This window comes from Streptomyces sp. PsTaAH-124 (genome assembly GCF_000373685.1).
In the GTDB taxonomy this organism is placed as follows: domain Bacteria; phylum Actinomycetota; class Actinomycetes; order Streptomycetales; family Streptomycetaceae; genus Streptomyces; species Streptomyces andamanensis.
On the sequence record NZ_KB892157.1, the window covers coordinates 336,879 to 361,675 of the forward strand.

9 protein-coding genes are annotated in these 24,797 nt (G+C 74.6%); 2 read left to right on the forward strand and 7 right to left on the reverse strand.

The annotated features are described in order from the left end of the window. Positions 1-62: 62 nt before the first annotated feature. A complete protein-coding gene (locus B086_RS38890) occupies positions 63-770 on the forward strand; it encodes a MerR family transcriptional regulator (protein WP_018564624.1) in 708 nt (235 codons plus the stop codon). Positions 771-938: 168 nt separating this feature from the next. Continuing rightward, positions 939-1,838: an AfsR/SARP family transcriptional regulator gene (locus B086_RS38895; RefSeq protein ID WP_018564625.1), complete on the forward strand. Its 900-nt coding sequence runs from the start codon at positions 939-941 to the stop codon at positions 1,836-1,838. A gap of 75 nt (positions 1,839-1,913) precedes the next feature. On the opposite strand, the gene B086_RS0101370 is transcribed toward B086_RS38895, so the two are convergent. From B086_RS0101370 to B086_RS0101400, 7 genes are all read right to left on the reverse strand, one after another. Then, a complete protein-coding gene (locus B086_RS0101370; protein WP_037872623.1) occupies positions 1,914-3,203 on the reverse strand; it encodes an NAD(P)/FAD-dependent oxidoreductase in 1,290 nt (429 codons plus the stop codon). Positions 3,204-3,214: 11 nt separating this feature from the next. Continuing rightward, positions 3,215-3,949 (reverse strand): 4'-phosphopantetheinyl transferase family protein, encoded by a 735-nt coding sequence (locus tag B086_RS0101375; RefSeq protein ID WP_018564627.1) that lies wholly within the window; start codon positions 3,947-3,949, stop codon positions 3,215-3,217. A gap of 30 nt (positions 3,950-3,979) precedes the next feature. Then, the gene (locus B086_RS0101380) at positions 3,980-5,791 is read right to left on the reverse strand and encodes an acyl-CoA dehydrogenase family protein (RefSeq protein WP_018564628.1); all 1,812 of its coding nucleotides are present in this window, start codon (positions 5,789-5,791) and stop codon (positions 3,980-3,982) included. A gap of 1 nt (position 5,792) precedes the next feature. Further along, on the reverse strand, positions 5,793-7,490 hold the full coding sequence (locus tag B086_RS0101385) for an acyl-CoA dehydrogenase family protein (RefSeq protein WP_018564629.1): 1,698 nt from the start codon (positions 7,488-7,490) through the stop codon (positions 5,793-5,795). Next, entirely contained in the window at positions 7,487-9,112 is a 1,626-nt protein-coding gene (locus tag B086_RS0101390; RefSeq protein WP_018564630.1) for a PfaD family polyunsaturated fatty acid/polyketide biosynthesis protein, read from the reverse strand. Before B086_RS0101390 ends, B086_RS0101385 begins: the two co-directional genes overlap by 4 nt. A 183-nt stretch (positions 9,113-9,295) precedes the next feature. Further along, positions 9,296-16,945, reverse strand: a complete 7,650-nt coding sequence (locus tag B086_RS0101395; RefSeq protein WP_018564631.1) for a beta-ketoacyl synthase N-terminal-like domain-containing protein — start codon at positions 16,943-16,945, stop codon at positions 9,296-9,298. A 127-nt stretch (positions 16,946-17,072) separates the two neighbouring features. After that, a complete protein-coding gene (locus B086_RS0101400) occupies positions 17,073-24,065 on the reverse strand; it encodes a type I polyketide synthase (protein WP_018564632.1) in 6,993 nt (2,330 codons plus the stop codon). Positions 24,066-24,797 lie beyond the last annotated feature (732 nt).

Here is a 24,797-nt window from a genome sequence, read left to right on the forward strand (position 1 = left end):
GTGACACTATCCATCTTAGACAGTGGCACTACCCAATTGCCAGTGGGAGAGCGGAGAAGCTGATGCGGATCTCGGAACTCAGTCGTCGCAGCGGGGTGCCCAACGCCACGATCAAGTACTACCTGCGCGAGGGCCTGCTGCCGCCGGGCCGGGCGACCGCCGCGACCCAGGCCGAGTACGACGCCACCCACCTCAGGCGGCTGCGCCTGGTCAGGGCGCTGATCGGGGTGCGCGGACTGTCCGTCGCCGCCGCCCGGCAGGTGCTGGACACCGTCTCCGAGCACCAGAGCGACGTGCACGAGGTACTCGGTCTGGCCGTCGGCATAGACCCCTCCGGCAGCGGCGCGCCGGGCGGCGGCGCCGAGGAGGGCCCGGCCGCCGAGGACTGCCACGAGGCGGCCGCCCTGCTCGACGCGCTGGGCTGGTGCGTCTCCGCGTACAACCCGGCCCGGCGCGTCATCGACCAGACCCTGAGCACCCTGCGCTCGCTGGGCATGGAGTACGACTGGCGGCATCTGCTCCCCTACGCCGAGCTGGCCGCCCGCAGCGCCCGCCTCGACCTGGACGAACTCCAGGAGTTCGAGGACCCGTTGGAGAAGGCGGAGCGCGCGGTGCTGCTGACGTTCCTGCTGGAGCCCGCCCTGATGGCGCTGCGCCGCCTGGCACAGGAGGCCGAGTCGGAGCTGCGGCACGGCGAGAGCGCGGCCGCCGAGGACGCCCGGTGCTCCGGGCCCGTCGAAAGCGCCGCGGCGGCGGACGGGCGTGAGTGAGGGCTACTCATGTCCGCCCCGTGCGCACGCCCGCCCCGGCACACCGCGCCCCGTCCCCCGCGCCGCCGCGGCGCCGGAAGGTGAGTGGCCGCGACTCAGGCCCGCGCAATGCCCCGCGTGTTCTTCTCGTGTGCGGAATTCAGTACATCGCGCACGGGAGGCAGGAGAATGCAGTTCCGGATTCTGGGCCCGCCCGATCTCCACGACGAGAACGGCGACCGGAGCGTGCCCCTGAACGCCCCGAAGACTCGGCTGCTGATCGGCGCTCTGCTCGCCCAGCCGAATTTCCCCGTCCCCCGTTCCCTGCTGATCAGGGAACTCTGGGGTGCCACTCCCCCGCGCCAGGCCGCCCATACCCTCAACGCCCATGTCTCCACGCTCAGGAAATCGCTGCTGCGACTGGAACCGGAAGGCGCCGAAGGGCAGCGGCTGAGCGCCCGCGAGGCGGGCTACGCACTGCGCGCCGCCCCTGCCGAGACCGACGCGGGACGCTTCCGCGCGGCCGTGGCGGCGGCCCGCCGCACCGCCGAGCGCGACCCCGGGACCACCTGCACGGGGCTGCGCGCGGCCCTCGCGCTGTGGCGCGGCGACGTGCTGGGCGGCGGCACCCGCGGCCCGGTCTGCACCCCGCTGGCGGCCCGCCTGGAACGCGAGCGCCAGGAGGCCCTGGAGATCTACTTCGACTGCGCGCTGCGCACCGGGCGCCACCAGCAGGTGGTGCCCGAGCTGGAGGCGGCCGTCGCCGCCCACCCGCTGCGCGAACGCTTCCACGACCAGCTCATGCTGGCCCTGTGCCGGTGCGGGCGCGGTCCGGAGGCGATCGGTGTCTACCGGCGTGCCCGGCGCCGGCTGGCCGTCCTCGACGGCGCCGCCACGCCGCTGCTGACGGCCCGCCTGGAGCAGATCAGCGTCTGCTCCCCCGTCCTGACCGACCCGGGCGCCGCCGCGCCGGAGAGGGCCGCCCCGCGCCCCGGCACGGGCGCCGCCCAGGAGCCCGAGGAGCCCTCGGCGCTCTCGGTGGCGGGCTATCTGACCCAGTTGCTCAGCGGCCGGGTCCTCGCCTCCTGACCCCGCCGCGCACCTCGCCCGCACGAAGCGCGCCCCCCGCCGCAGGCGGAGGGCGCGCTTTGCGTCACGGAACGCTCAGAGTTCGGAGATGAGCTGACGCGCCGCCTCCATTCCGGAGGAATATCCGGCCTCGTGCGAACCGATCTGGTCCACGCCGTGCCGCTTGGCGTGGAAGTAGGAGCCGCACAGCTTCACCCGGCTTCCCACATTCACGTCGTAGATGCTCTTCTGCATGTCACGGACGTGAATGTCGATGATCGGGTGGGTGTACGGGAATTCGGCGATGACCGTCTCCGGGTCGACGTCACGCGGATAGTCGAGCGTGACGAAGTAGTCCTTCTCGGAGGTGAATCCGTGGAGCTTGTTCATGTAATAGGCGACATAGGTGCGGGCCTCGCCGTCCACGTCGACCTTGCCGTAGTTCCACGCCTCCCAGCGCTCCCGGTCGGCCGGCATCACGGACGGGTCGGTGTGCAGCACGACCGAGGAGCCGTTGTAGCGGACCTTGGAGAGCACCTCGCGCTGGTGGTCGCCGGCGTTGTCCAGCAGGGCCAGCGCCTCGTCGGCGTGGGCGCCGACCACCACGTAGTCGTAGCGCTCGCTGCCGCGCGCGGTGGTCACCGTGACCCCGTCGTCCTCCTGGTGGATCGCGGTGACCGGGTCGCCGCTGCGGATCTCGGGGCCGATGGCGGCCAGCGCCTTGCGGACGTAGGAGATGGAGCCGCCGCCGACGGTGCGCCAGTCCACCTGGCGCCCGCCCAGGCCGCCCTCGTCGTGGCCCATGAAGAAGGCGATGGCGGTGCTGGCCGGCATCTCCCAGATCAGCTCGGCCGGGATGGACCAGACGGCGGAGCAGAGCAGGATGACGTAGGAGTTGCGGAACGCCTGGCTGTAGCCGCCCCGGTCCAGGTACTCGCCGAGCGGGATGTCGGCCTTCTTGCGGACGAAGTCCTTGCGGCCCTCGGTGTGGAAGCGGCGGGCCTCGCGCCAGATGGTCAGGAACTCCTCCGTGTAGCGCTCGGCCACCTCCTCCTCGGTCAGGGCGAGTTCGGCGGTGCCGTACTCCAGGCCCGAGTCCAGGTCGAAGAAGTTGAAGGCGCCCTGGTGCTCGACCGCCTCGACGCCCAGCTCGTCGAAGAACTCGCACAGGTTGGTGTACGCGGGCCGGTTGAAGACGACGAAGGCCGTGTCGATGCCGAGCGTGCGGCCGTCGTCCTGCACCTCCACCGTGTTGGCGTGGCCGCCGAGGCGGTCCTCCCGCTCGTAGATCGTGATCTGGGCGCGCTCGCGCAGGTGGTAGGCGGCGGAGATGCCGGAGACTCCCGCACCGACGATGGCGACACGCGGGGTGGTGGGTTGCGTCATGGTGATGTCCTTCATGCGGTGGTCAGGGCGGTCAGCGAGAGGTCGGACAGGTCGGTGCGGCGCAGGGCCCCGGGCCGGCCGTGCTCGGTGGCGACGGCGACGACGTGCCGGGGCCCGGCGTGGATCAGGTCGAACCACCAGCGGGCGTCCGCGCCGGGCTGCCGCGGGTCGCGTACGGAGATGCGGTCCCCCGGCCCGTGGACGACGGTGAAGCTCGCCAGGTCCCGGGTGAGCCCGGTGCCCAGCGCCTTCAGATACGCCTCCTTGAGCACCCACAGCTCGCTCGCCAGGGCGGCGCGCGCGCCGGGCGCGGCCCCGGCGAGCCGGGCCCGCTCCTCGGGGCCGAGCCGCCGGGCCAGGTGGCAGGTCAGCTCCGGGGAGGCGGTGACCGGGGCGACGTCCACACCGCAGCCGCGTCCCCGGGTGACGACGCAGGCGATGAGTCCGTCGTGGTGCGAGAGGTTGAACCGGACGCCGTCCGCCGCCGGTTCGGGCTCGGGCCGCCCGTGGGCGCCGTGCGTGAAGCGCCAGCGGTCCACGGGCCGGCCGGTGCGGGCGGTGAGCGCGTAGCGGCACAGCAGCCGCCCGCCGAGGTAGCGGCGGCGCGCGCCCTCGGTGCGCCGCCGGTCCAGCGCGGCCCGCTCCTCGGCGGTCAGCAGGCGGGGACCGCCGAGCGCGGCGGCGAAGGAGGCCACGGCCGGTTCGGGCAGCAGCCACAGGAACGCCCGGTCGTCACTGCGGATCACGCGGCACCTCCCTGGTGGACGGACGGCGGTTCAGCGGCGGGCGGCGGACTCGTCGGTGAGCCGCTTGGCGAGCGGGAACTGCCAGTACGAGAAGAGCCGGTTGTCCTGGTGCAGGCCGCGCAGCACCTCCATCACCTCGTCGACGACCGCCTGCGAGGTGACCTGCTCGTGCGGGAACAGCTGGCGGCGGATCCGCTCCAGCTGGAGCAGCAGCAGGGACGCGCTGGGCAGCGGCGCCTCCATGGCGTCCGCGGAGTGGACGTGGGTGAGCACGCAGGCCGCCGCGGCGTGCACCAGGCAGTACTCCTTGGCCAGTTCGAACAGCTCGGGCGACTGCGCGTAGTCCTTGCCCAGTGCGGCCTTCAGGGCGGCGGCGCGCTCGCGCAGCGGCCCGGCCCGGCCGGTCAGCTCCTCGGCGAGGTCCGCGGCGGCGCGCAGCCGCTCCGCCTCGGTGCCCGCGGCACCCTCGGCACCGTCGGCCTGCTCCGCCAGGGCGCGCAGCCGGGCGATCCCGTCGGGCGCGGCCAGCACCGCGTCGTCCAGGCCGCGGCTGAACAGCTCCTGCTTGACCGGCTCGTACACCGGCAGCTCCCGGTCCAGGCCGTAGAGCACGGCGGCGCGCTCGGCGGCGGCCTCGCGCACCCCCTCGCCGGGCTCGGCGGCCTTGTCGAGCAGACCGGCGAGCTGGTGGCCGAGGTTGCGCAGGTTCACCACGGTGTTGCCGTCGGCGATGTCCGTGATCAGGATGTCGCGGACCATCTTCTGGTGCATGCCGTAGTGCGGGTGGTCGCGCAGGAAGGTGCGCGCGCCCAGGACGACGGTCAGCTGGGACATCGTCTTCTGGAGCAGCGTCGGCACCTGGTACTTGACCACCGACGACCAGACGCTGATCTGCTCGGGCGCGGCCTGGAGGGCGCGGGCGGCGCCGAGGACCATCGCGTCGGCGATCATCAGGTCGGCGAACGCCTCGGTGAGCTGGCGCCGGGTGTAGGGCACATCGCTGATCCGGTCGCCGAACAGCACCCGGCGCTCGGCGAAGTCGAGGGCGAGCCGCAGGCTGGTGTCGACGGCGGACAGCGCCAGGTGCATCAGCACCACGCGGGCGGTCTGGCTGGTCTTGAGCGCGATCTCCAGGCCCTGGCCCTCACGCCCGATCATCGCCGCGTCGGGGACGAACGCGCCGTCCAGGCGGACCCCGCTCAGGTCCAGGGCGCGGGTGCCGTACAGGTCCTCGAAGGGCAGGTCGGCCACCGTGCCGGGCTCGGCCCGCCACTTGTCCAGGACGAACAGCGAGTAGGCGGCCGGGCCGGGGCGCTTGCCGGTGCGGGCGAAGACGACCATCTTGTCGGCGACGGTGGCGTTGCCGATCGGCCACTTCTCGCCGGTGAGCAGCCAGCCGCCCTCGGTCCGCTCGGCCAGCACCTCGTTGGCGACCAGGTCGCTGCCGTGGACGCGCTCGGACAGGCCCCAGGAGACCGAGCTGCCGCGCTTCATGTCCTCGATCAGCGCGCCCTTCTGCTCGGGCGTGCCCAGGATCCAGGCGGGCATGAAACCGAGGCTGTTGAGGGCCAGGCCGACCGCGGTGGACGGGTCGCGCCGGGCGACCAGGCGCATCAGGCTCATCCCGGTCTCGACGTTGCCGGCCAGGCCGCCGTCGCTCGCGGGCAGACAGCGCAGATGCAGGCCCCAGCGGCGCAGCAGGGCGACGAACTGGTACGGGTACTCGCCGCGGACGTCGTGGTCCAGGATCTGTGCGAAGGGCATCCGGCCGGCCGCGTCGTGCGGGTCGCCCAGGTACTCCTCCAGGCTCGCGGCCAGTTCGGTCACGTCGGACTTGGGCATCTCAGGGCTCCTTACGGGGGGTGGCCAGCCGGACGGGCAGGGCGGTGAACAGCCGGTCGCCGGTGTGCAGGGCGCGGACGGCGTCCAGGGCGGGCGCCAGCAGGGCCGCGTCGCGGCGCGGGTCGGTGCCCTCGGCGCGGGCGAGGAGGTAGGCCAGGGCGGCGCCCAGCCAGCCGGTGGCGCCGGGCTCGGCGCCGTACAGGGAGCGGTCGCGGTTCGCCTGCCACAGGTGCAGGCAGCAGGCGGCGGCGTGCAGCCAGGCGTAGCGTTCGGCGGCGTCCACGAGCGCGTTCGGATCGGCGCCGGGGCGCTGCGCGGCCCGGACCAGCTCGCCGAGGTCCGCGACCGCCGCCACCAGGCGCGCGGCCGGCCGGGCCGCCTCGCCGAGGCCGTCGGGCAGTGCGTCGGCGGTGTCCGGCAGCCCGGCCAGGACCGGGTCCTGACCGCGCGCGAACATGTCGAGCCGGGCCGGTTCGTACGGCGGCAGCGGCGCGTCCAGGGAGAAGACGCTGTGCACCGCGTCCTCGTCGGCGGGGGCGGTGCCCTCGGTCAGGGTGGGCAACTGGCCCGCGTAGGAACGGAGGTTGGCCAGGGTGCTCGCGTCGATCACCCGGACCACCTGGGAGTCCCGCTGGAGCTTCTGGAAGAGCCCGGCGCCGGGCGCGCCCTCGCGCAGCACGGAGCGGGTGGCGAGCACGGTGCCCGAGCGGCGGATCAGGTCGTCGGTGGCCTCGGCGACGACGTGCTTGGCGGACAGCGCCCACACGCTGAACGCCTCGGGTACCACGTGCACCCCGCGGGCCGCGCTCAGCGCGACCGCGTCGGCGGCCAGCAGCGCGGCCGCGGCGACCGACAACTCCCGCCTGGACCATGGGGATGCGACCAGCTCGGTGCGTCCGGTGCGGCGGCCGGTGGCGAAGTCGAGGGCGATACGGACGGCGGTGTCGGCGATGCCGAGGCTGCCGGCCATGCTCATCAGCCGGACCGCCTGCTGTGCCTTGACCGCCACCTCCAGGGCCTCGCCGCGCCGGCCGACGAGCGCGTCCTCGGGCACGGGCGTGTCGTGGAAACGCAGGGTGGCCAGGTCGATGCCGCGCATGCCGCCGGTGCGCGGCGCGGGCACCCGCTCCAGGCGGCCCTCGGGGATCCGGTCGGTCTCCAGCAGCACGGCGGAGAAGGCGCCGGGGCCGCGTTCGCCGGTGCGGGCGACGACGTAGACCGCCTCGCCGCGCAGGCCGAGGCCGACCAGCCACTTCTCGCCGGTGAGGGTGGACTCGGGGGTGAGCCGCACCTCGTTGGTGAGCAGTTCGCTGCCGTGCGCGGCCTCGGTGAGCGCGAAGGCGACGGCGCCGCCGGAGCGCAGGATCTCCGCGGCCCGCTGCTGCTGCTCGACGCTGCCGTGCAGTTGCAGACAGGTCGCGGCGATGATGCTGAACATCGTGCCGGGCATGACGTTGACGTCCCGGCGGGCGGCGGAGCGCACCAGGGTGAGGCTGCGGTCGAAGGACTCGAAGGCGCCGCCCCACTCCTTGGGCAGGTAGTTGCGGTGGAACCCGGCGCGCACCAGCTCCGCGCAGAGCTCCTCGGGGAACTCGTCGCGCTCGTCGCGGGCGACGGCGGCGGCGAAGCCGTACGGGTTGCTGTCGTCGGCCGGATCGCCGAGGCGTTCCTCCAGCTCCTCGGGGGTGAGTGTGCTCATCGCAGCCCCACCGAGGAGCCGTGGGCGGGCGTCTCCAGCGGGACGGGCCGGTAGTCGGCGGCGGTCGCGGGGATGTGCACCCCGGCGGTGCGCAGCTGGGCGAGCCGGGTGTGGAAGGCGGCGCCGCGCATCAGGTGGTGGGCGACGTCGGCGACACGGCGGTTGCCGGGGGTCTTCAGATAGCTGCCGGTGACCCAGTCGTTGAAGCTGCCCATGGCCGGGCCGCACCACACCTGGTAGTCCATGGCGCGGCCCTCGTCGCCGGTGACCGCCCAGCGCGAGGACATGCCCAGGTACCAGCGGAAGACGAGGGCCATCCGGCGCTTGGGGCTGCCGGCGGCGCGGGCGAGCTGCTCGGGGTCGCGGCGGGTGAAGTAGCTGACGCACTCCTGCCAGACGTCCTCCAGGGAGCGGCGGAAGATCTGCTGCTCCAGGCGGGCCCGGTCGGCGGGCGGGATGGACTCCAGGCTGTCGCAGCTCTGGTACAGCTCGTACAGGCGCTTGGCCCGCATCGGGAAGAGCGTGCCCTTCTTCAGGACCTGGAGTTCGACGCCCATCTCGAACATGTCGGCGGCCGGGGCCATCTCGCAGTCGGCGATGCCCGCCTCGGCCAGCATCTCCTTGGACTTGGCGGAGGCGCCGGACTCCAGGCAGGACTGGTTGACGGAGCCGGTCACCACATAGGCGGCGCCCATCGCGAAGGCGGCGGCGACCGCGACCGGGGTGCCCAGGCCGCCGCCCGCGCCGACCCGTACCGGCACGGCGTAGCGGAACTCGCGCTGCACGCTGTCGCGCAGCCGCAGGATGGTCGGCAGCAGCGCGGGCAGCGGGCGCCGGTCGGTGTGGCCGCCGGAGTCCGCCTCGACGGTGATGTCGTCGGCGAGCGGGACGTGGTGGGCGAGCGCGGCCTGCTCGGCGGTGATCAGGCCCTGCTCCAGCAGAGCGCTGACCAGGGTGGCCGGGGCCGGGTGCATGAAGCGCTCGGCCGTCTCGGAGCGGGAGATCTTGGCGATCAGCCGGTTGTCGGCGACGACCCGCCCGTCCGGGCCGCGGCGCAGCCCGGCCAGCCGGTAGCGGACCACGTGCGGGGTGAGGTCCATGTACGCGGACGCCTCCACGCAGCGCACCCCGTGGCGCAGGAACAGCTCCACGGCCTCCCGCTCCAGCCGGTCCTCGCTGGGGCTGTGGATGAGGTTGACGGCGTAGGGCAGTCCGGGGATCTCGGCGGCGAACCGGGCGAGGGTGCGCTCGATGGTCTCGGGCAGCAGTCCGGCGGCGCCGAAGGAGGCGAGGAAGCCCTCGCGGGCCAGGGCGATCACCAGGTCGGCGGAGGCGATGCCACCGGCCATGGCACCGGCCATGTACGGCTGGGCGACGCCGTGGGCGGTGCGGAAGGCGGCCGAGCCCAGGCGCTCGGGCGGCAGCGGTTCGGCGGCGGCGAGCAGCGGCAGTCCCTCACCCTCGGCGGAGGCGAAACCGCCGGAGACCGCGCCGATGCCCTCGGGGGTGACGGCGATGAAGCAGGGCTGCTCCAGGTCGGCCAGGACGTGGTAGATCCCGGCGGGGTCCGTGCTGGGGTACCGCTCTCCGTACCAGCGGAGAGGGGTGTCGCGAACGTCCATCGTGAAACGAAGCTCCTTGGCTGAGCGGCGGGTGCGGGCGGGGGCCTGTCGTTCGGATCGGGGGGCGGGGCCCCGGCGGCGCCGTGTCCGCGGGGGCGGGCGGGGTCCGGCGGCCGGCCGCGCGGACGGCCGGCCGCGCCGGACCCCGCGTCCGCGGCGGGGTCCGAACGGCGGGCCCCGGCGTCACCCCTCGGTGGGGCGGACCTCGATGGCCACGTCGGTCAGTTCGTAGATGCGCAGGCCCGGCTTCCACAGGTCGGCGTCGGCGATGACCAGCAGGCGGTCGTCCTCGCGGCGGATCTCCTTGACGTGCACGTCGAAGAAGAGCTCCTTGTCGTGGCGCAGGATCTGGCCGCGGTACTTCCAGGACGTCTCGACCCCGGTGGCCATGGCGAAGCGGGGCCGGGCGTAGCCCTCGGCGAGGTTCTGCTCCAGCACGTACAGCCGCAGCGCCTGGAGGACGGCCTCGACGCCGAGCGAGCCGGGCATCACCGGGTCGCGGTGGAAGTGGCAGTCGAAGTACCACTCGTCGGGGCGGACGGCCCGCTTTCCGTGCAGATAGCCCTTGCCGTGCCGGCCGCCGTCGGTGACCAGGTCGACCCGGTCGACGAGGGCGAACTTCTCGCCGGGCAGATGCAGGTGGCCGCCGTCGGGGTCGGTGAACGCGGGTGCGCCCTCGGGGAGTTCGATGCGGCGGACGCGGTCGGCGGCCGGCTTCTCGGACTCGATCCAGGGGGCCACGTACTGGCCGTTGTCCAGGCCGACCTGGTTGGCGAGGGCGGCGGCGTTGAAGTAGCCGAACAGCGACTCGCCGGTGTAGAAGACCTCGCCGTCGGCGGACAGCTCGTAGCTGAAGTTCTGGAGCACCGCGCCCTGGACGGCGCTGGTCATCAGCAGCTTCGAGTGGTGCTTGATGGTCTTGCCGCGCAGGTCGATGTCCTTGACGAGGGTGGCGCGGCCGTCGAGGTTGCGGATCGCGTACTGCTCCTCGGGGTTCTTCAGGGTGGCGCCGAGGTAGTAGCCGAGGAAGATCGCCGCCTGGAGGGAGGACTCCATGTAGACGGCGTTCGGCATGTGCGGGTGGGAGTTCTGCTCGTAGTACCAGGCGTCGGCCGGGGAGTCGTACTCGGTGACCATCTCCGCGCCGGGCGAGAGGTCGCCGCGGGTGCCCTTGAGGGACATGACGCGGTCGACGAACTGGAAGTCGCCGTTGGGGATGTAGGGGGCGCGGCTGTCGCGGTAGACCTCGAACTCGGGGCCCATCGCCATGTCGAGCAGGCCCTTGGCGGCGTGCGCCAGGTGCAGTTCGTTGATCATCGCCGGTTCGCCGGAGCGGTTGCGGCGGCCGAGGAACTCCGGGAACCCGCCGGCCTCGGGGCGGTAGGGCGAGCCCTCCTTCTCGCGGACCTGGAGGCCGAGGTTCTTCATCCGGATGACCGGCTTGTCGCCGAGGTAGATCAGGACGTCGGCGATGACGGTGGCGCGCGGCAGCAGCGTCAGCTCCATCACCTCGACCTCGTAGCGGATCTCCTCGTGGGCCTGGGTGATCTGGCCGCGGACCTGGACCTCGATGGGGGTGTCCGTGACGCACTGGAAGCGGGCGTCGGGCAGGGTGAGGTGCAGGCCCTGGTGGAGCAGGTAGATCTGGAGGAGCTGGACGGCGCCCTCGGCGACCAGCGAACCGGCCAGCACATGGTCGTCCGGGAAGTGGCAGGTGAAGTACCAGGCGTCGGGCTGGAGCTTCTTGACCGCGCTGAGCGTGCCGAGTCCGCGCGGGCCGCCCTTGCGGTCGATGACGACGTCGTCGACCATGCGCAGCTTCTCGTCGGGCAGCCGCAGCGCCGGGTTGATCCCCGGGTCCTGGGCGTGGTCGGGGCCGAAGACGTCCCCGGGCCTGCCCTGGGCGAGCAGGTCCAGGTCCTCGCGGGTGAGGTGGTTCTTGTCGGTGTAGGCGAGCGGCTTGAAGTAGCCGCGCGGCAGGGCGGCGCGGGCGGCCTTCTCCTTCTCGGTCATCACCACGCCGAGCGGGGTGTCCAGCTCGGCCTGGCTGAAGAACCCGGCGCAGGCGTCGTGGAGTTCGAGGATCAGCTCGCCGTCCGCGTAGCACTTGTAGCTGAAGAAGAAGAGGGTGGTGTCGCCCTGGTGGACGAAGCGGTCGATGGAGATGTCGTAGCGCAGGGTCTGGCCCACCCGGGGCAGGTTGCCGCGGAAGATCAGGGTGCTGTCGAGCAGCCGGTAGACGCGCTCGCCCTTGTTGCGGAAGTCGATGCCGAGATAGCTGACCAGCAGCAGGTCGCACTGGCCCGCCTCGACGGTGACGGCCGGCGGGACCCCGCCGTCCACCGCGTACCAGGCGTCCTCGGGGACGTCGTACTCGGTGGTGATGGTGGCGGGCTTGAACTCGCCGGTGGTGCCCTCGATCGCGGTGACGCGGCTGACGAAGTGGTACGGCGGTGCGGGCAGCCGGACGCGCTTGCCGTAGCCGTCGATCACGCCGAACTCCGGTCCGAAGACCTTGGCGACCGAGCCGACCGCGAACTCCAGCAGGTCCTTCTCGTCCCAGATGACGCCTTCCTTGACCTCCCGGACGGGCTCGGCGGGGGCGGCGGGGGCGGACCCGGCCTGCGCGGGGGCGGGCGCGGGCGGAGCGGCGGGCAGTTCCGGCAGCGGCGCCGGGGCGGGTGCGGCCGGGGCCTCCTGCCGGACGGTCACCTGGGGAGCCTGAGGCCGCGCGGCGTCCCCGTCGAGGAACGCCTCCACCCGGGAGAGGGTGGCCGACTGGAGGATGTGCTGGGTCTCCATCACCACCGAGTGGGTGGCGACCATCTGGCGGCGCATCTCGCGCACGAGGTCGGCGGCGACGGCGGCCGAGGCCGTGCCCTCCTGGTACGCGGTGGGGGCGGCCGGGGCGACGGGCCGCTGCGGCGCGGCCGGCGCCGGGGCGGACGGCTGCTGCTGCTGCGGCGGTGCGGCCGGGGACGTGCCGCCGGGCGCGTGCTGTGCCCAGGGCAGGTACGTGACCGGGGTGCCGTCGAAGGCGATGACCTCGGCGTCGGCGAGGGTCGGGTCTGCGGGCATGAGTGCTGAGTCCTCCGGCGGTACGGGCTGGACGGGGTCGGGGGCGGGGGCCGGCACGGCGGCCGCGGCGTGCGGGGCGGACCCGGCGGCCGACGGGGGTGTGGCACCGGCGCGCGGGCCCGTTCCGGCCGGGCGCGGGGCGGGCGCCGGGGCGGACGGCGGTACGGCGGTGCCGGTGCCCGCGAGGCTCGCGGCGGGAGCGGCGGCGGCCGGAGGGGCGGCGTGCGCGGCGGGTGCCGGAGCGGTGAGCGAGCCCACCGGAGCGGCCGGGGCCGTCGCGTGGGCCGGGCCGGCGGAGACCGCCGCCGGGACCGCGCGGGGTGCCGTGGAGGTGACGGAGACCGCGCCGGGCACGGCCGTCGTCGCGCCGACCGCGGCCGGGACCTGCGGTGCGGCGGCACCGGCCAGTTCGCGGGCGATCCGGGCCGGGGCCGGGTCCGCGCCGCCGACCCGGAACCGGGCGGGGCGGGCCGGCCGGGCCGGGACGCGTTCGGCGGCCGGGCCGAGCAGCGCGGCCAGGTCGAGGTCCAGGCCGTGGGCGGTGAGCCGGGCGGCGAGCTGGGCGATGGACTTGGTGGCGGCGACCCCGCGCCGGTCGACCGGCACCGCGACGTGCTCCGACTCGCCCAGGGTCTCGCGGACCCAGCGCGAGCAGGTGGCGCTCGGCCCGACCTCCAGGAAGTACCGGAAGCCGCGGTCGTGGGCGCCGCGCACCAGGCGCGGGAAGTCGATCGGGGAGCGCAGGGTGTGCGCGATCCGGCGGGCGATCTCCGCGCGGTCCAGGGCGGGCAGCGCCTCGTAGTCGTAGGCGCTGAGCAGTTCGAGGTCGCCGAGGGAACCGGTCGGGTAGTCGTTGAGCCCGGCCAGGCCCTCGGACTCGGCGTCCACCACAGGGCAGTGCATGACCGCGTTGACGGGCGAGCGCGCGGCCGGGCAGCCCAGTTCCTCGATGAGGGCGCGGCACTGGGCCGGGTCTCCGGCGACGACCAGTTCGGCGGGCGTGTTGACATGGGTGAGGTGCACCCGGTCGTAGCGGGGCAGCGCGGCCCGTACGGTGTCGGCGTCGGTGAGCAGGACGTGGCTCGCCCACACCTGGGCGTCCGGGGTGTCCTCGGGCAGTGCCCATGCCTCGCGGACCGTGCGGCGCGGTCCGCACAGCCGGTCCTTGAAGATGGGGGTGTTGCTGATCAGCGCGTCGTCGCGGCCCTCGGGCCGCCAGCCGCCGGTGGCGAACAGCATGCTGGACTCGCCCAGGCTGTAGCCGAAGCCGCCGTGCGCGGTGATGCCGAGGACGTCGCGCACCAGGTCGGTGTAGAGGATCGCGAAGCTGGTGCCGGTGGCCAGCATGAACGGGATGTCCTCGCCGAGTCCGGCCTCCAGGGCCATCAGCTCCCGGCGGCCCGGGGCGGCCTGGCCGCGCGGGTGGAGCGCGGCGGCCCGCAGATGGCGTTCGGGCGCGTCGGCCTGGGACTCGAAGCGTTCGAGCAGCCCGGGGAAGGCCCGGAACAGGTCCTGGCCGAGGCCCGGGTAGGAGTTGAAGGCGCCCGGGTAGACCAGGGCGACCTTGCCCTCGGGGCCGATCGGGCGGGCGGCGAAGCAGCTGCCCGCCGGGGTGGTCCACTCGCCGCCCGAGGCGTGCACGGCGGGCAGGTCCCGGGCGGCCAGGGCGAGCTGGGCGCCCAGTTCGGCGCGGTCGCGGCCGACGAGCACGGCCCGCACGGTGCGGCCGGTCAGCTCCCGGGCCGCGTCGCGGGCCAGGGCGTACGGGTCGGAGCCCGCGTCCAGCAGCTCGCGGTGCCGCTCCACGGCGGTGAGCAGTCCGTCGAAGGTGTCGGCGGACAGCGGCAGGACGACGGGGCCGCCGGCCCGCTGCCAGTCGCCCGGCACCAGCGCGCCCCGGGTGGCCTCGGCGGAGAGCGTGAGGTGCCCGTGGGCGCCGGACGCGCCGATGAAGCCGACGGCCGCGTACCGGCGCGATCCGGCCGTGCGCCGCAGCCAGGGGCGGGAGGCGTCGGGGACGTAGAGCGCGGAGGCGGCGAAGTCGTCGGCGAGCGCGGCGGCCGGGCGGCGCCAGCCGCTGGTGCCGGGCACATAGCCGTGGTGCAGGCAGAGCACGGTGCGGATGAGTCCGGCCATGGTCGCCGCGCAGCCGGTGTCGCCGATCTGCGCCTTGGCGCTGCCGAGCGCGACCCGGCCGGTGCGGCCGACCGGGCCCGTGGGCGCGTCGGGGGCGTCGGCGGCCGGGAACACCCGGGCCAGCGCGGCGATCTCGGCGCGGTCCTGGTCCGGGGTGCCGCCCGCGTGGGCCTCGATGTAGCCGATGTCGTCGGCGGTGACGCCGGCCTCGGTGAGGGCAGCCTCGGCCGCCGCCGCGTAGGTGTCGGCGTCGGCCTCGGGCACCCGGCCGTCCACGGGCGGCGCGTGCCGTACGGCGACCGCGTCGATGCGGGCGTACACGGGTGCGGCGGCCTCGCCGGGCCGGGTGACGACGAGCGCCCCGGCGCCCTCGCCGATGCGGCGGCCGGCCGCGCCCTCGTTGAAGGTGAGCCCGGCCTCGGCGACCACGTCGGGCCGCAGCAGCAGGTTCTCGGCGGAGCCCGCCAGGTCCACGGCGCCGACCAGGACGGCTTCGATGCCCGGGTCGAGCAGCAGCAGCCGGGCGACCTGGAGGGCCTCGGCGGTGGCCGAGCCGTCGGAGGAGACGGTGAAGGAGGGGCCGGTCAGGTTCCACAGCGAGGAGATGCGGCTCGCCATGACGTTGCCGATGTAGCTGAGCACCTCGTTGGCGACGATCGGGTCGACCACCGCGTCCCGGCCCGCCGCGGTCAGCCGGGCGAGTTCCGCCTCGTCGACCTCGATGCCGGCGCGGGCGAACTCCTCGCGTACGAAGGTGCCCAGGCCGTAGCGGGTGATCCGCAGATGGGTGGTGGGCTCGGTCTCCATGCCGACGACGACCGCGATGCGGCGCGGGGCGGGCGCGGACTCGCCCTTGGGCACGGCGCGGCTGTAACCGGCGTCGTGCAGCGCCTCGTCGGCGACCTTGATGGCCAGGGCGTGCTGGAGGTTGTAGGTGCGCAGGTCGGCGGGCGGGATCCGCAGGTCCATCGGGTCGATGCCGAGGCCGTCGACGAACGCGCCGTGCGGCAGCGCGTCCGGGGAGACGCCCGCGCCGTGTTCGAGGGAGCCGCCGCGGGTCTGGTCGAGGCCGCGCCAGCGCCGCTCGGGCAGCGGGCCCAGGGCGTCGCGGCCGGAGTGCACGGCGCGTTCGAAGGCGTCGACGGAGTCGAACGAGCCGAAGTGCGCGCCGAGTCCGGCGATGTCGAGCGCGGGCACGGGCGTCTCGGCGGGCGGCGCGGTGGCGGTGCTGTCGGCGACGGCGGTGCTGTCGGCGACGGCGGCCGGGTCTGCCTGGGAGAGGACGACGTGCGCGTTGGTGCCGCCGAAGCCGAAGGCGGAGACCGCCGCCCGGCGCGGCCCGGTGCCCTCGGGCCAGGCGCGGCCGGTGCGGACGAGGGCGTCCTCGCCGACCCGGCCGTCCTTGGAGCGGACGGGCTGCTCGACGCCGATGGTCGGCGGGATGTGCCCCTCGCCCATGGCGAGGACGACCTTCAGCATGCTGCTGAGCCCGGCGACGGTCAGCAGATGGCCGATGTTGCCCTTCACGGACCCGATCAGCGGGACCCGGCCCGCCGTGCCGAAGAAGTCGGCGACGGACTGGGCCTCGGTGGCGTCCCCGATGGGGGTGCCCGTGGCGTGGCACTCCAGGTAGTCGATGGTGGTGGGGTCGATGCCGGCCTGCTCGTAGGCGAGCCGGTAGGAGCCGAGCTGCCCGGCGCCCTGCGGGACGAGCAGATGGCGGCCGCTGCCGTCGTTGGTCAGGCCGATGCCGTCGACCACGGCGTGGATGCGGTCGCCGTCGCGCAGCGCGTCCTCCAGCCGCCGCACGACGACCATGCCGGCGCCCTGCCCGGTGAGGATGCCGCCGGAGCGGGCGTCGAAGGGCTGGCTGAAGCCGTCGCGCGGATAGGCGTTGAGGTCGCCGAAGGAGAGGTGGATGAGGGTGGGGTCGGGGGCGCAGACACCGCCCGCGAGGACGACGTCGGCCTGCCCGGCGGCGAGGTGGTCGCAGGCCAGCTTGAGCGCGTACAGCGCGGAGGAGCAGGCCGCGTCGAGGGCGTAGCGGGGACCGCCGAGGCCGAGCGCGGCGGCGGCGACCCCGGCCGGGGAGCCGCTGACGCTCAGGTCCTCGGGGTGCAGTCGCTCCCGGTCGATGCGGTCCTCGGCGCGGGCGAGCGCGCCGAGCGCCGGATGCCCGGCCCGGCGCAGCCCCTCCAGCACGGCCTCCTGGACGAGGGGCACGCTGACCTGGGCGGACGTCGGGGTGGGGAAGGAGTAGTTGCCGAGGACGAGGCCGGTGCGGGCCAGGATGTCCGGCCGGCCGGCGTGTCCGCTGTCGCGCAGCGCCTCCCGGGCCACGTGCAGGGACCAGTGGAAGATCCGGTCGAGTCCGGCGAGGTGCTCGGCGTCCAGCAGGTAGCCCTGCGGGTCGAAGTCGAAGTCGGTGACGAAGCCGCCGCGACGGCAGTAGATGTCGTGCTGGGGGTCCAGGTCGCGGGGCTCGGGCGGCTGGCCGAAGACCTCCTCGCCTCCCTCGCGGCGGCTGTCGGCGCCGGAGCGGAGGTTCTGCCAGAACTCGGCGGGCGTCTCCGCTCCCGGGAACAGGCAGGAGAGGCCGACTATGGCGTACTTGCTCATGAGAGCTCTCGGGTCCCTTCTGACGGGCGGCCGGCCCGGACGGCGGCAAGGTGAGGTTCCGTCCGGGCCGGCCCGATCGCTTGCGCTGGCTGTGGCGTGGTGCGGCTTCGCCGCGGCGGGGCGAAGGTCAGCCGCGGATGAACTTGGCCGCCAGTTGCGGGGCCGAGACCACGCGGACGCCGTCGAAGCGGGTCAGTACGGTTCCGTCGGGTGCGCAGGCCGTGATGGTGAGCGACGCGGTGGTGGAGGTGCCGCCCGCGGCGGGCTCCACCACGATCAGGAACGGCTCGCCGTCGGGCAGCGGGTGGTGCAGGTCGACCCGGCCGACGCCGAGCGGCAGGGACGCGGTGCCCTGGACCAGCCGGACCCAGACCAGACCGGCCTGGAGCAGCAGGTCGGCGGTGCCGGGCGCGAACCGGGTGCCGCCGAACGCGCCGCCCTCGGGCCGCAGTTCGGGCAGGGCGCATTCGAGGACGAGCCGCGAGGAGTCCTCGGCGAGCACCCGGCGCACCCCGCGCAGGGCCGGACCGTGGAAGAGGGTGCCGTCGGTGTAGAGACCGGCCGCGTCGCGTCCGCCGCCGAGGGCGGGCAGTCCGGTGACGGTGGCCGGGGCGGGCGCGGTGCCGGGGACGGCCACGGCCGCGTAGTGCGGACGCGGGGCGCCCTTGGCGTCCGTGGAGCGGATGTCGACCTGGACGCCGTCCGCGGCCGTCGTCATGGTCAGCGCGAGCCGGGCGGGCTGGCTGCCGTCGAAGACGATGCCCTTGTGGACGGAGAAGTCCCGCAGCTGCCGGACCTCGGTGCCCGCGGTGCGCTCGACCGCGCCGATCGCCCAGCCCAGGGCGGCGACGGCGGGCAGGACAGGGGCGTCGCCGATGACGTGGTCGGTGACGACGGTCTCGGCGGTGAGGGTGCTCAGGCCGCGCTCGACGGTGACCGGGCCGGTGGCGGCGGGCCGCTCGGGCTCGGACAGCGGGGTCGTCGGACCGAGCACCGTCACCACGTCGGCGGCGCGCGCGGCGTCGAACTGCTCGGTGAACAGCTTCACTCCGGTGTCCACCGGGATCAGGGTGATGCCGCGCTCCTCGAAGACCGCCTTGATCTCCGGGGAGACCATGCCGCTGTCCCAGGCGCCCCAGTTCAGCGAGGTGACGCGGGCGGCGGGGTGGCGCTGCTTGAAGGAGGAGGCCCAGGCGTTCAGGGTCTCGTTGGCCATCGCGTAGTCGGACTGGCCGCGGTTGCCGAAGAACCCGGCGACCGAGGAGAACAGCAGCACGTGGCGCAGCCGTCCGGTGTCCAGGGCGGCGGTGACGCCGCGCAGTCCGGTCAGCTTCGGCGCGAAGACCCGCTCGATCTCGGAGGCCTTCTTGTTGGCGATGAGCTGGTCGGCCAGGACCCCGGCGCCGTGCACCAGGCCGGTCACGCGCTCCTTGTACGGGGCGAGGGCGGCGGTGGTGGCGGCGGCGTCGGTGATGTCGACGGCCAGGTACTCGGCGGTGCTGCCGGCCTCGCGTATCGAGGCGAGGGTCCGGCGGATCTCCCGGGCGCCGGTGACGGCGCGGAAGAGCTGCTCGACGCGCTTGGGGGTGGGCTTCTCGCCCGACGCCTTCAGCTGGGCCGCGGCGGCGGCCTTGAGCCCGGCGTCGTCGACGCCCTCGGCCCAGGCGGGCTCGTCCTCCAGCGGGGTGCGGCCGAGCAGGAGCAGTCCGGGCCGGTGCCGGGCGGCCAGCTCGGTGACGCAGGAGGCGGTGATGCCGCGTCCGCCGCCGGTGACGACGAACAGGTCCTCGGGGCCGACCTCCGGGATGTCGGCGAGCGGGTGCAGCGGCAGCGGCACCTCGGCGACGCCGAGTCCGACCCGGCGGGTGCCGTCGTGTCCGGCCTGGGTGAGGCCGGCGGCGGCGTCCTGCGTCTCGGCCAGCAGCAGCGCGGCGCCGGTCTCCGGGGTGAGCTCCGGGGCCAGGTCGACGGCCCGGCAGAACAGCTTCGGCGCCTCCACGGCCAGCGTCTTGACGAGGCCGGCGACACCGGCGGCCGGGGTGTGCTCCTCGGTGACGCCGGTGAGGCCGAAGGCGCCGTCGAGGCGGGTGGCGGTGACGAAGGCGGCGCGGCCCGTGTCGGCGGCGGTGTTCAGCGCCTCCACCGCGTGCTTGGCGACGAGCAGGGTGTGCGCGAGGCGGCGGGTGCCGTCGGCGAACTCGTCGTGGTGGGCGGCGGAGAGGTCGATGACCAGGCTGATCCGGTCGGCGAGGACGAGCTCCATCCGCTCGGCGAGTTCGGTGACGCCCCAGCCGGACAGGGCGTGGTCCTTGACGCCGCTGATGCGCTGCGGCACGCCGGGCAGCCGCAGGACGTGCACGTGCCGTCCGGACTCGGTCAGCCGGGCCGCGACCGCGGGGGCCAGCTCGGAGCCGTCGTCGACGATCAGCGCGCCGGACCCTTTGGCGTAGGCGCCGACCAGCTGGTCCGGCACGGGCAGTTCGACGAGTGCGGCCTGCGCGCGGCCGATGCCGCCGCGTGGGCCGCCCGTGGCCTCGGGCTCACCGCCGAAAGGGGCGGGGGCGGCGCTCCCTTCCGGGGTGGTGGTGCCGCTCTGGGCGCCGGACATGAAGTCGACGATGTGGCGCAGGGTGCGCAGCTCGGCGAGCTGCTCGGGACCGGCGGCGACACCGCTGCCGAACCGCTCCTGCATGACGCCCATGATCTCGACCCGCTTGATCGAGTCGATTCCCAGGTCCGCCTCGACATCCATGTCGAGATCCAGCATGTCCGCCGGATAACCGGTCTTCTGGCCCACGACCTCCAGCAGCGCACCCTCCACAGCGGCGGCGTCGGCCACCGGCGCGGACACGGCGGCCGGGGCCACGGCGGCGGGCGCCTGCGGGGCGGACGCGGCGGGCGCGGAGGAGGACATGAACTCCACGATGTCGCGCAGCGTGCGCAGCTCGGCCAACTGCTCCGGACCGGCGGCCACTCCGCCGCCGAACCGCTCCTGCATCACACCCATGATCTCGACCCGCTTGATCGAGTCGATCCCCAAGTCCGCCTCGACATCCATGTCCAGTTCGAGCATGTCCGCCGGGTAACCGGTCTTCTGACCGACGACCTCCAGCAGCGCGGCCTCCACGGCGGCGGCGTCCACCGCCGGTGCGGAGGCGGCGGCCGGGGCGGGGGTCTGGGACTGCGGGGCGGGAGCCGAGGCCGCCGAGGAGGCCATGAAGTCGACGATGTCGCGCAGCGTGCGCAGCTCGGCCAACTGCTCCGGACCGGCCGCGACACCGCCGCCGAACCGCTCCTGCATCACACCCATGATCTCGACCCGCTTGATCGAGTCGATCCCCAGATCCGCCTCGACATCCATGTCCAGTTCGAGCATGTCCGCCGGGTAACCGGTCTTCTGACCGACGACGTCCAGCAGCGCGGCCTCGACCGCGGCGGTGTCCGCGACGGGTGCGGCGGGGGCCGGGGCAGGTGCGGCGGCCGGGGCCGGGGCGGCGGGCAGCGGACGGGCGGCGGGCGCGGGGGCCGGGCTGCCGGCCGGGGCGGTGGCCAGGGCCTGCGGGGCCGGGGCGGGCGCCGCGACGGCGGCGGCCGGGCTGGGCAGCGCGGGCTGCGGGGCCGGCTGGGCGGCGGTGACGCGCGGGGCGGCGGGCTGGGCCGGGACCGGGCGGGGCGCCGTGGCCGGGGCGGCGGTGCCCAGCTCGAGGCCGGCCAGGTCGCGCAGGATCTCGTTGGCGCGCAGGTGGCTGCGGCCGATGTCGAGGCCGTGCTCCTTGACGGCGTTGATCCCGGGCAGGACCTGTCCGAGCCGGCCCTGTTCGGCGGCGCGCTCCAGGAGGCCGGTCAGGCGCTCGGCGCTCTGCAACTGGCTGTTCAGATAGTCGTCGTGCAGGGCGAGATGGTCGGCCACGAGATCGGCCAGGCGGTCACTGTCCACGGGAGCTGTCTCCATGACGGTGGGAGCAGAGGCGGGAGCGGGGGTCGGGGCGGGCGCGGTGGCGAGGGACGCGGCGGCCGGGGCCACCTGGCCCGGCGTGCGCACGGCCACCGCGGCGGAGGAGGTCACTCCGGCGGGGACGGGCGCGGCGGACGCCACGGCGGCCGGGACGGGCGCGGGCGCCGGGGCGGGCAGGCGGGTGGGCGCGGCCGGGGTGTGCGCGGGGGCGGCGCCCGGTCCGGCGGCGGCGCCGCGGCCCGCGCCGCCGTCACCGTCGCCGCGAGCGGTGCCGCCGGTCCCGCCGGTGCCGTTCACGGCGGTGCCGGGCAGGGTCGGTACGGCGATCCGGTAGCCGTTCTCGATGGCGTCCCGGTACTTCGCCTTCCGCTCCGGCGAGACGTAGTTGATGCCGTTGAGCAGGATGGACATGCCCTTGGCGGGAGTCTGCTCGGCCACCGGCTCGACATAGCGGTCGGCCGTCGCGAGGGGCAGTCCGTGCACGGCGAGCTGGGCGACGGCCTGCTTGAGGGCGACGTCCGCGTCGCGGCCGGGTCCGGCGTCCAGGGCGATGGCGGTGTGCTCGCGGTCGCCGAGGATGCGCCGTACGAGCTGGGTGAGCACGTTCTTGGGCCCGAACTCCACGAACACCCGGTGCCCGGCCTCGTACAGCTCCTCGACGCGGGTGGCGAAGTCCACCGGGTTGATGAGCTGTTCGGCGAGGACCGCGCGGTTGGCGGCGATGTCGTCGCCGTACGCGGCGCCCGCGGTGTCGGCGAGGACCGTGCCCTCGGGCGCGGTCACCTCGTAGCGCTCCAGGTCGGCGCGGAAGGCGTCCAGGGCGTGGCCGACGAAGGGGGTGTGGAAGGCGGCGGAGACGGGCAGCCTGCTGGCACGCAGTCCGGCGTCGCGGGCGTCGGCGACGAGGCGGTCGATCTCGGCGGTGGGGCCGCCGACGACGATCTGGTCCGGGGCGTTGCGGTTGCAGACCACCACGCCGTCGCGTCCGGCGATGAGTTCGGTGACCTGCGCCTCGGAGACGGACAGGGCGGCCATGGCGCCGGTGTCGGCACCGGTGCCGGCGTCGGCGGGCGGGGCCATCGCCCTGCCGCGGGCGCGGGCCAGCGCGTGGAACGCCTCGTCGGTGAGGGCGCCCGCGGCCCACAGCGCGGTCAGCTCGCCGAAGCTGTGGCCGAGGAAGCCCTCGGCGCGGAAGCCGAGTTCGCTGAGGTAGGTGAACTGCCCGGCGGACAGCGCGCCGATGGCCGGCTGGGCGTACGCGGTGGCCCGCAGCGCGCTCTCCTGCGTGGCGCGCTCCTCCTCGCCGAAGGCGGGCGGCGGGAAGGCGACGCGGGACAGCGGCTCGGCGCCCTCGAAGTGGTGGTTGGCGGCGTCGAAGGCGGCGCGCAGCGGCGGCAGCGCCATCACGGCGGTCCGGCCGGGGTTGACGTACTGGCTGCCCTGTCCGGCGAAGAGCGCGGCGACCTTGCCCTGGGCGGCGGCCGAGCGGCGGAAGTACACGCCCTTGGGGTGGGACCAGGTGTCGGCGTCGGGGCGGGCGCGCAGTTCATCGAGGGCGAGGGCGCGCAGGTCGGCCAGTTCTCCGGCGGTGCGGGCGACGAACGCGACGCGGGCGTGGCCCTCGGGGGCCGGGCCGCCGGTGGCGGGCGTGCCGGAGGCCAGCGCCTCGGTGAGCTGTGCGGTGTCGGGCGCGTGCCACAGGTGCACGGCCGCGACCGGGTAGGAGACGCGCAGGTCGTCGCCGTCGCCGTACTCCTCCATGACCACGTGGAAGTTGGTGCCGCCGAAGCCGAACGAGGAGAGCGCGGCACGGCGCTTGGGCCGCTCCGGGGTGCGGATCCAGGGCCGGGCCTCGGTGTTGACGTAGACCGGGCCCGAGGTGAAGTCGATGGCCGGGTTGGGCTCGTCCACGTTGATGGTGGGCGGCAGCACCTTGTGGTGCAGGGCGAGCGACAGCTTGATCATGCCGGCCGCGCCGGCCGCCGCCTTGGTGTGCCCGATCTGCGACTTGATGCTGCCCAGGGCCGCGTAGCGGCGGTCCTCGGTGGACTCGGAGACGACCGCGGACAGCGCGCTCAGCTCGGTGGCGTCGCCGACGGCGGTGCCGGTGCCGTGCGCCTCGAACAGCTCGATGCTGGACGGCGAGCAGTCGGCGTCCTCGTAGGCGCGGCGCAGCGCGACCATCTGGCCCTCCTTGCGGGGGGCGTAGATCGACTTGAAGCGGCCGTCGCTGGAGGTGCCGATGCCGCGCAGCACGGCGTAGATCTTGTTGCCGTCGCGCTCGGCGTCGGAGAGGCGGCGCAGCGCGAGCATGCCGATGCCCTCGCCGATGAGGGTGCCGTCGGCGTTCTTGTCGAACGGGCGGATGTTCCCGGACTTCGACAGCGCCGGGGTCTTGCTGAAGCACAGGTACATGAAGATCGTGTTCTCGGCGTCGCAGCCGCCGACGAGCATGGTGTCGGCGCGCCGCTCGACCAGTTCGCTGACCGCGGAGCGGACGGCGCCCAGGGAGCTGGCGCAGGCGGCGTCGATCGTCATGTTGATGCCGCCGAGGTCGAGCCGGTTGGCGATGCGGCCGGCGACGACGTTGCCGAGCATGCCGGGGAAGGAGTTTTCCTCCCACGGGGCGTACGCCAGGCGGAACTTGGCGACGATCTCCTCGGCGTCCCGCTGGGACAGGCCGCAGCTGCGCACGACCTCCTTGAGCACCCCGCTCTGGAGGCGGGCGGTGAGCGGCTGGGTGAGCTGGTTGGCGCCGGTGATGCCGAGCACGACTCCGGTGCGCGCCTTGTCGTACCAGCCCTGGTCGGCTCCGGCGTCCTTCAGCAGGTCGCGGGCGACCACCAGGCTGAGCAGCTGGAGGACGTCGGTGACCTCCAGCGTGTTGGGCGGCAGCCCGAACTCCAGCGGGTTGAACGGTGTGTCCGGGATGAAGCCGCCGCGCCGGGCGTACGTCTTGTCCGGCACGGTCGGGTCCGGGTCGTAGTGCTCGTCGACGTCCCAGTGGTCGGCGGGCACGTCGTCGATGCAGTCGGCGGCCGAGACGACGTTCGACCAGAACTCCCGCAGATTGCTGGACTTGGGGAAGAGCGCGGAGAGGCCGACGATGGCGATGGGTTCCCGGGCGAGCCGACGGTCGAGGTCGGATTCCTGCGAAGAGTTCACGGCGAGTCTCTCTGGATCTGGAGCGAACAGGGAGGTCGGGAGCGGCGGGCGGGCGGTCGGTGGTGGTGCGGTGCGGTCGGGTGGCCGCGTGACCGCCCGCGCGGCTCGGTGGCCGGACGGGACGGACCCGTGGCCCCGGTGAGCGAACGGACGGGCCGGTCCCGGTGAGCGGACGGACCGGACGAGGGGCGTGGCCCCGGTGGACGGACGGGTGCTCAGGTGCTCAGGTGCTCTGGCGATCGGGCGGTACGTCGGCGGGACCGGCGGACGGACGGGTGGCCGGCGGCCGGACGGCCTGCGGCCCGGCCGCCGGGGCGGTCGGGTCGGGCGTCCGGCCCCCGGGGTCCGGCTGTCGCGGATCCGGCTGCCGGAGGGCGGGGCCGTGGCTCCGCCCGTCCGCCGGACGGCGGCGGTGGTCCGCCCGCCGGGGGCGGGGCCGGTGCCCGGCGGGCGGACGGTTCGGGGTGGCGGCCGGTCGCCCCGGCCCGGCGACCGCACTCGCGGGCCGGGGCGACTGGCGCCGTCGGGGGCCTGAGGCCGGGCCTCGTACGGTTCCCGCTGACCGGTCCTGTGACCGGTCCCGGTGACCGTCCCGGGGCCCGTAGGCGGTGGCCCGTGGTCTCGTGGCCCGTGGTGTCCGTGACCGGCGTCCCGGTCGGTGGCCCCTCGGATCCCGGGCGGCCGGTGGCGGCCCAGGAGGAGCCGGGGAAGGCCGGGGCAGCGGTACCGGTC